The organism is Geodermatophilus sp. SYSU D00742 (genome assembly GCF_054049935.1).
In genome coordinates, this window is sequence record NZ_JBJGYJ010000062.1 from 1 (window position 1) to 7,405 (window position 7,405).

At 73.0% G+C, this 7,405-nt stretch carries 7 protein-coding genes; 2 read left to right on the forward strand and 5 right to left on the reverse strand.

What is annotated here, in order from left to right; genetic code table 11:
• Positions 1 to 94: 94 nt before the first annotated feature.
• Together ACI78V_RS22625 and ACI78V_RS22630 are read right to left on the reverse strand one after the other, a co-directional pair.
• Complete coding sequence (locus tag ACI78V_RS22625; protein WP_456855010.1) at positions 95 to 1,264, reverse strand: LLM class flavin-dependent oxidoreductase; 1,170 nt, start codon at positions 1,262 to 1,264, stop codon at positions 95 to 97.
• A 78-nt stretch (positions 1,265 to 1,342) separates the two neighbouring features.
• Positions 1,343 to 2,392: a helix-turn-helix domain-containing protein gene (locus ACI78V_RS22630; protein ID WP_456854989.1), complete on the reverse strand. Its 1,050-nt coding sequence runs from the start codon at positions 2,390 to 2,392 to the stop codon at positions 1,343 to 1,345.
• A 220-nt stretch (positions 2,393 to 2,612) separates the two neighbouring features.
• Between ACI78V_RS22630 and ACI78V_RS22635 the strand changes: the two genes are divergently transcribed.
• Entirely contained in the window at positions 2,613 to 4,397 is a 1,785-nt protein-coding gene (locus ACI78V_RS22635; RefSeq protein ID WP_456854992.1) for an FAD-dependent oxidoreductase, read from the forward strand.
• Positions 4,398 to 4,438: 41 nt separating this feature from the next.
• On the opposite strand, the gene ACI78V_RS22640 is transcribed toward ACI78V_RS22635, so the two are convergent.
• The 3 genes from ACI78V_RS22640 to ACI78V_RS22650 all read right to left on the reverse strand — a co-directional run bounded on the left by ACI78V_RS22640 (position 4,439) and on the right by ACI78V_RS22650 (position 5,735).
• Positions 4,439 to 4,711, reverse strand: a complete 273-nt coding sequence (locus ACI78V_RS22640) for a YciI-like protein (RefSeq protein ID WP_456854994.1) — start codon at positions 4,709 to 4,711, stop codon at positions 4,439 to 4,441.
• Between the two features lie 63 nt (positions 4,712 to 4,774).
• Positions 4,775 to 5,185 carry a nuclear transport factor 2 family protein gene (locus tag ACI78V_RS22645; RefSeq protein WP_456854996.1) on the reverse strand — a complete coding sequence of 137 codons (411 nt, stop codon included), beginning with the start codon at positions 5,183 to 5,185 and terminating at the stop codon, positions 4,775 to 4,777.
• A 250-nt stretch (positions 5,186 to 5,435) separates the two neighbouring features.
• Entirely contained in the window at positions 5,436 to 5,735 is a 300-nt protein-coding gene (locus tag ACI78V_RS22650; RefSeq protein ID WP_456855000.1) for a hypothetical protein, read from the reverse strand.
• A 522-nt stretch (positions 5,736 to 6,257) separates the two neighbouring features.
• Between ACI78V_RS22650 and ACI78V_RS22655 the strand changes: the two genes are divergently transcribed.
• A complete protein-coding gene (locus ACI78V_RS22655; RefSeq protein ID WP_456855005.1) occupies positions 6,258 to 7,172 on the forward strand; it encodes a hypothetical protein in 915 nt (304 codons plus the stop codon).
• Positions 7,173 to 7,405 lie beyond the last annotated feature (233 nt).

Consider the following 7,405-nt stretch of genomic DNA (forward strand, 5'->3'; position numbering starts at 1 on the left):
CTGCACCCCCCCCCCCGCCCCCCCCCCCCCCCCGCCCCCCCCCCCCCCCCCCCCCCCCCCCCCCCCCCCCCCCCCCCCCCCCCCCCCCGGACGGTCAGGCCTGGCCGGCGGCCGCCTTCTCCTGGGCGTAGCGGTCGGCCGCCGCCTGGATGGCGGCGCCGTTCTTCTCGTCGAGCTCGGCGTGCTTGGCCCGGGCCCAGGACTCCGCGGCCAGCAGCCGCCGCTGGGAGGGCTGGAAGGCCGGGATGACGTGGCGGGCGAACAGCTCGAAGCTGCGCTGGGTGGCCTGCCAGTTCGCCCAGTCGTGCTGCAGCAGGATGTAGCAGCCGAACCCGCCGGCGGACTGGTCGACCAGCCGCTGGATCTGCGCGATCGCGTCGTCGGGCGTCCCGACCACGCCCCACCCGCTCTCGTCCAGCCAGGCCAGCCGCTCGTCGAAGGTGTCACCGGGGATGCGGACCGGCGGCAGGGCGAGGGTCTTCTGGGTGTAGTCGACGAACGCGTCGAAGCCGTAGCGGATGTCCTCCACGGCCTGCTCACGGGTCTCGGCGAGGTGCATCGGGCCCATCAGGCGCCACCGGGACCGGTCGGTGGGCCGGCCGGCCGCCGCGGCCTCGGCCTCCAGCACGTTCCAGTGGTGGGCCAGGACGTCGAAGCCCTCCTTGGTGGTGGCACCGACCGAGAGCATGCCCAGCCCGTACTTGCCGGCCAGCGTCGGCCCGGTGGGCGAGGCCGTGGCGGCGACCGCGACCTCGAAGCACGGGTCCTGGTAGGGGGCCAGCTGGCAGCGGGCGTCGACCAGCCGGTACCGGTCGGTCTCCACCGTGACCGGCTCCTCGGTCGTCAGGAGGCGCAGCAGCACGTCGAGGTCCTCGTGGAGGGCCGGGCGCAGCTGGGCCGGCTCGAGACCGATCATCGCGGCGTCGGTGGGCAGCGAGCCCGGTCCGACGCCGAGCATGAACCGGCCGCGGAGCAGGTGGTCGACGAGGATCGCGCGGTCGGCCACCCACAGCGGGTTGTGGTACGGGATCGACACCACGCCGGTGCCCAGCTTGATGTGCCGGGTGAGCGCGCCGACGTGGGCGATGAAGGTCAATGGGTCGGCGATGATCTCCGTGGCCGCCGAGTGGTGCTCGCCGATCCAGGCCTCGTCGAAGCCGAGTCGGTCCAGCAGCTGGATGGTCTCGACGTCGCGCTGCAGTGAGGTCGTCGCGTTCTGCGTGGGCGGGCTGTTGAACGGCGGCATGAACAGGCCGAAGCGCATCTTGTTCACGGGCGGGGCTCTCCTCCGGGTGCGGCAGTGGACCAGGGGACGCAGCCGGGAGAGGCTGCGGGATCGGGGCTACGCAGTCAGCGGGCGGTAGCGCCGCAGCTTCTGGTAGAGGGTCCCGCGGGAGATGCCCAGGCGGGCCGCGGTCGCGGACTTGTTGCCGCCGCACTCGGCCAGGGTGGCCGCGATGACGTCGCACTCGGCCTGCTCGAGCGGGGTCAGCCGCCCGCCGGCGGCGGGGGACACGGCGTCGGGGGACGGGGCACCGGGCCGCGCGCGGAGCACCAGCACGGCGCCGTCCCGGAGGGAGCCCGGGCACACCGGGACCACGTCGGCGACGACGCCGTCCGCGAGGGCCACCGCGGTCGCGCCGGGCCCGGCGGCGGAGACCGCGGCCCAGACGGTGACGTGGTCCAGGCCCAGCGCCGTGGCGGAGGCGTCGGCCAGGAGCAGGTCGGCGGTGAGGGTCAGCACCGGCGCCGTCGTCCGCGCCCGCGCGTCGAGGAAGGCCCGCAGCAGCCGCTGCTCGGCGTCCGTGGCGGCGTCGGCGAGCGCCGACCGCACACCGTCGGCCAGCGACCGGGCGACGGCCCGCAGGAAGGGGCCGGCGTCCGACGCGCGGGTGGTCACGTTGACCGCGCCGACCGTGCGGCCGCTTCCCGGGGAGACGACCGGCACCGCCACGCAGGCCCAGCGGTGGAAGGACTCGACGAAGTGCTCGGTGCCGACGACGGTGGCCAGCCGGCCGGTCTCGAGGGCGGTGCCGATGCCGCAGGTACCGACCCGCTCCTCGTCGAAGCTGGAGCCGAACTGCATGCCGTACCGGTCGCACTCGGCACCGAGCGCGCGGTCGGAGACCCACCGCCAGACCACGTGCCCCTCGCGGTCGGCCAGCGCGAGGCACGTGCGGCTGTCGGAGAGCAGGTCGGCCGTGCGCAGCAGCACGGGCGCCGCGGCCCGGATGAACGGTGAGTCGTCGTCGGCCGCGCCGACCGGGGGGACGTCGAGCCCCGGGTCGACCCCGCTCCATCGGGACCGGCGCCAGGAGGCGAGCACCTCGGTGCGGACGCCGGAGGGTTCGCTCCCCGCCTGGAAGGCATCCCACGCGGCGACGGTCGACACGCCCACCTCCTGTCGGTGTCCGGGCGCCCGCCGGTCACCGGGCCGGCGGGCGGGGGCCCCGCGAGTATGTCCCACGTCACATCGGACCGGGTGTGCGATCTCTGAACACCGCGGTGCACCCGACTGTGACGGTTGACACCCGGCCCGGCCACCGACTGGAATCGGGCGGCCGTGCTGCGGACAGTTGTCCGCGCGATCCCCGTGCGAGAAGAGGCACTCCATGAGCTCACCCGCGACGACGGTCCCCGTCCCCGGAGCGGCCGTCGCGGTCGACGTCCTCGTGGTCGGGTCCGGCCCGGCCGGCGCCTCGGCGGCCCTGTTCCTGGCCACCTACGGGACGTCCACGCTGCTGGTCACGAAGTACGGGCGGCTGTCGGACACCCCGCGTGCGCACATCACCAACCAGCGCACGATGGAGGCGATGCGCGACATGGGCGTCGAGGACCGGCTCATGCGGGAGGCGACGCCCTGGGAGTACATGGGCAACACGACCTTCTGCACCAGCCTCGCCGGTGAGGAGCTGGGCCGGATCCCGTCGTGGGGCACCGACACCGTGCGCCGCGCCGACTACGAGCTGGCCAGCCCCTGCACGATGCTCGACGCCCCGCAGACGATCACCGAGCCGATCCTGGTCCAGGCCGCCCAGGAGCGCGGCGCGCGGATCCGTTTCGACACCGAGTACGTCTCCCACGTCCAGGACGACGACGGCGTGACGACGACGGTGCGCGACCGGCTCTCCGGCGTCGAGTACGCGGTCCGCTCGAAGTACCTCATCGGTGCCGACGGCGCCCGCAGCAAGGTCGCCGCCGACCTCAACCTGCCCTACGAGGGCCCCGGCGCGGTGGCCGGCGCCCTGAGCATCGTCTTCGAGGCCGACCTCTCCCGGTTCGTCGCGCACCGCCCCTCGGTCCTCTACTGGATGCTCCAGCCGGGCGCGGAGAAGGAGGGCGTCGGCCTCGGGGTGCTGCGCATGATCAAGCCCTGGCACGAGTGGATGCTCATGTGGGGCTACGAGGTCGCCGCCGGCCCGCCCGAGCTCACCGACGAGGTGGTGCGGGAGCTGGCCGTGGCGCTGGTCGGCACCGACGACTTCGAGATGCACGTGAGGTCGCGCTCGCCGTGGACGGTGAACCACCACTTCGCGACCACGATCGCCAGGGGCCGGGTCTTCTGCGCCGGCGACGCGATCCACCGGCACCCGCCGACGAACGGGTTGGGCTCCAACACCTCCATCCAGGACAGCTACAACCTGGCCTGGAAGCTCGCCCACGTCGTCGCCGGCACCGCGGCGCCGTCGCTGCTGGACAGCTACGACGCCGAGCGGGCACCGATCGCCCGGCAGATCGTCGAGCGGGCCAACCAGAGCATCGCCGACACCGGCAAGATCCTCAGCGCCCTCGACCTGGAGCACACCGAGGCCGACCACCTGGAGCAGCAGCTGGCGCTGTGGAAGTCACCCGGGCCGGAGGGGGAGAAGATCCGGACCGCGCTGCGCGAGGCGATCGCCTACAAGGCCTACGAGTTCGACGCGCACGGCGTCGAGCACAACCAGCGGTACGCCTCGCCGGCCGTCGTCCCCGACGGGACGCCGACGCCCGAGTTCCGTCGCGACCCCGTGCTCTACGCCCAGGCCACCACCTGGCCCGGCGCGAAGATCCCGCACACCTGGGTCACCGTGGGCGGGCGGCGCACCTCGACGCTGGACCTGGTGGGGCGCGGCCGGTTCGCCGTCGTCACCGGCATCGGGGGTGCGGACTGGCTGGCCGCGGCCGCCGAGCTCGGCACCGAGCTGGGCCTGACCATCACCCCGGTGTCGATCGGCCCCGGCGAGCCGGTCGAGGACCCGTACGGCACGTGGGCGGAGCTGCGTGAGATCGAGGACGGCGGTGTCCTGCTGGTGCGCCCGGACCTCTACGTCGCGGCCCGCCACCTCGCCGCGCCGTCCTCCGCGGCGCAGGCGCGGCACTGGCTGGCGTCCGCCCTGCGGAGCGTGCTCGGCCGCTGAGGGCACCGGAGGCCGGGGACGCCTGCGCCCCCGGCCTCCGGTCAGCCCCCGACGACGACGTCCCAGGGGCGCACCGTCCACCGCGTCACCAGGCCCTGCACCACGTAGGGGTCGCTCTCCGCGAACCGCTCGACCACCTCGCGCGGCGCCCTCCACACCAGCACGGCGCGGTCGTACGGGTCCGGCAGGGCGCCGGCCAGCAGCAGCTCACCCCGATCGTGGGCCGCGCGGGCCAGCGCCAGGTGTTCCTCGCGCAGCGCCGCCCGCCGCTCCGGGTAGTCGTCGGCGAGCGTGTACTCCAGCAGCAGGTGCATGCCGCCACTGTCACACCGGACGCGCCCGACGCGAGCACGGCCCGGTCGTCGCCGTTCCGAGCGTCACGCCGGCCCGACCGCCGTCTCCTGCTGCCAGACCACCTGCCAGCCCGCGTCCGCTTCGGTTCGCCGGTAGCAGACGGTCTGCCACGCCTCCAGGGACTGAGGGGCGAGACCCCGCACGAGGATGTCGATGCCCGACCGGTAGTGGAGGACGGCCAGGTCGCCGGAAGCCATGACCTCCATCTCCGTGACCGCCTCGAAGCGGCGGTAGTCGAACGCGCCCGCTGCCACGCCGTCGAGGTACTCGTCCCTGGTGTGGGTCCCGCCGCGCGGGTCGACCACCCGGTAGTCCGGCGCGTGGAGTCGTCGAGCGACCTCGATGTCCGCCTCCAGGAGCGCGCGCAGGCGTCGGGACTCGACGGCCCTGACGGCGCCGGCGACGTCGGTCGTCGCCTCTCCCGCAGATGTCATGACGGCATGGTGCGACGACATCCCCCCGTGGGTCAGGGTCGTACGTCCGGTCCCTCGGACCCGGCGGGACGACCCGTACGGCCGGCGCGACCGGGGGCACCGGCGGGGTGCGCGTGGGTGGCGGGTGTGCCGTGGCACGACCGGGCTCGGCACCCGGGTCCCGGTCGTCCCCCGGTCAGCGCGCGGCTGGTCGTGGCGGCAGGAGCCCCGCTCCTCCGTGCTGGCCGGGCAGGGCTCCTGCCGTGGTGGGTTACCGGCCCTGCAGCTGGGCGAGACCCCGCTGCAACTCGTCGAGGTTCATGCAGGGGTGCAGGACCACGCTCTCGACACCGCTCTGGAAGAACGGCTCGGAGACGGCCGGGATCCGGGATGGATCGTCGAGGTCGAACACCATGACGCACGAGCGGCGCCCGTCGTCCGAGGTCAGGAAGTAGGCGGCCTCGGGGCGGAGGTCCTGCATGGTCTGCTCGATGAGCTTGGCCATGGTCCCGTTGCGGATCGTCTCGTTGCCGGCCTCGGTGCCGACGACGGCCCTGAGCATCATCCTCATGGCGACCTCCCCGGTCAGTTGGAGGCGTCCGATCGTCCGCCTGGCCGTGGCCACCGAGTAGGGGTTCGGCGCTGCCCTCCGCCGCTCCTCTCCCGGCCCGTGTGCGGCGGCTACCCGGAGGCAGTGCACGCCGCCGAGCCGTCAGCCGCGTGCCGGATACGACGGACCCGCACGTCGGCGGTCCGAGCGGTGGCCGCCCGGGCCGTCGTGTCCACGGTTGACGAGGGCCTCCTCGTGCGTCGGCCCATCGACGCCGCCGAGACCATCCCGGTTGGGATCGGCCGACGCGAGAACCGACAGGTGGAGCGATTCGCGACGTCCTCCCTGAACGCGGCTCCAAGGCGCCGATCCGGGAGGAACTGTCGGCCACGACCGCATCAGCGGCGGACCTGTGACCGTGGGATCCCACCGCTGACGCCCGATGAGTTCCTGACTCGCATGGCCCTGAATTGGCGGCCGTCGAGCAGTTGGCCGACGACTGAGGCGGACCTCTTGTGCATGTCTCCGGAGTATGATCTCGGCATGGCCGAGCTGGGCCCTGCCCCGGAATTCGGGAAAGACGGCGAGGACCCTCCGATCAAGTCGCCGCCGTCCCTGGTGGCGGAGGAATTCAGCATATGCCTCGTGTCGCGGCCGCGTAGACTCAGGAAATCGGCAGTAGAAGAGCTGTTGGGTGGTCAACCACGTCCAGCTCTGCCTCCAGACATCAGCCGGGCGCGTCAGTGGCTCGATGAACGCACGCTTCCTGAGCTCCGGCGGGGCTTCCGGAACGAGCTCTCTGAGAACCTGCCTCCCGCACTCGGCATAGCCGGGTCCTATGTGGGCGGCGGTGCTGGCGGGATCGCCGTAGCGGCAGCCATCGTCGGAGGGCCCGTGGGGCTGGCGGCAGTCATCGCTGCAGCAGGAGTTGCAGCCGCCGGCGCAGGGATCCTCTCGTCGAAGCGACAGGATGCTCGGCGACGATCAGGACAGGTCGATCCTGGTCCTCAGACGATCGAAGTGCGACGGGTCCAGCTGTACAAGCGTTGGGTGCGCGAGGATCCCGTGACCCAGCTCGCACCGGGGTCGAGCGCAACGAAGGAGGCGCGTTTGACGGTCGGACTCTCGGACGATGTGACCCAGGAGATCTCGGGAAAGCTCGGACTGAGCGATCTCGGCGCAGAGTTGTCCAGCAAACTGACTCAGACGTCGACCGCGACCGAGCAGCACGAGTATTCACGTGGTGTCACCCTGGACAGCCCTGAGGGCGTCTCTCGAAAGTACGCGGTCTGGCACGTGGAAGGTGTCATCAAAGTCGATGTCCTCGGCTACAAGGGAAGTCAGATGGCCTTCCTGCCATTGACCCAGAAGACATTCACAGCCTCGAGTGCAGCCGTTCTCACCTCGATCGATACGCTGCCGCGTCGTTCCATGCCGAGGCGGCAGCGACGAACGTAGGCCATGGTGACGGATGTCCCCGGATCTGAGGCAACTGGTTGACGCGATGCGTGCTGGGACTGGCCGTGGACGCTGGTCGAGTCGTGACCCCGCCGCAGGAACCGGTGGTGGGGGGGGGGGGGGGGGGGGGGGGGGGGGGGGGGGGGGGGGGGGGGGGGGGGGGGGGGGGGGGGGGGGGGGGGGGGGGGGGGGGGGGGGGGGGGGGGGGGGGGGGGGGGGGGGGGGGGGGGGGG

What these genes read in the sequence shown, in the direction of transcription:
- ACI78V_RS22655 (WP_456855005.1), top strand. Translation starts at nt 6,258, where the DNA reads ATGGCCGAGCTGGGCCCTGCCCCGGAATTCGGGAAAGACGGCGAGGAC.
- ACI78V_RS22645 (WP_456854996.1), bottom strand. Translation starts at nt 5,185, where the DNA reads ATGACATCTGCGGGAGAGGCGACGACCGACGTCGCCGGCGCCGTCAGG.
- ACI78V_RS22635 (WP_456854992.1), top strand. Translation starts at nt 2,613, where the DNA reads ATGAGCTCACCCGCGACGACGGTCCCCGTCCCCGGAGCGGCCGTCGCG.
- ACI78V_RS22640 (WP_456854994.1), bottom strand. Translation starts at nt 4,711, where the DNA reads ATGCACCTGCTGCTGGAGTACACGCTCGCCGACGACTACCCGGAGCGG.
- ACI78V_RS22625 (WP_456855010.1), bottom strand. Translation starts at nt 1,264, where the DNA reads ATGCGCTTCGGCCTGTTCATGCCGCCGTTCAACAGCCCGCCCACGCAG.
- ACI78V_RS22650 (WP_456855000.1), bottom strand. Translation starts at nt 5,735, where the DNA reads ATGAGGATGATGCTCAGGGCCGTCGTCGGCACCGAGGCCGGCAACGAG.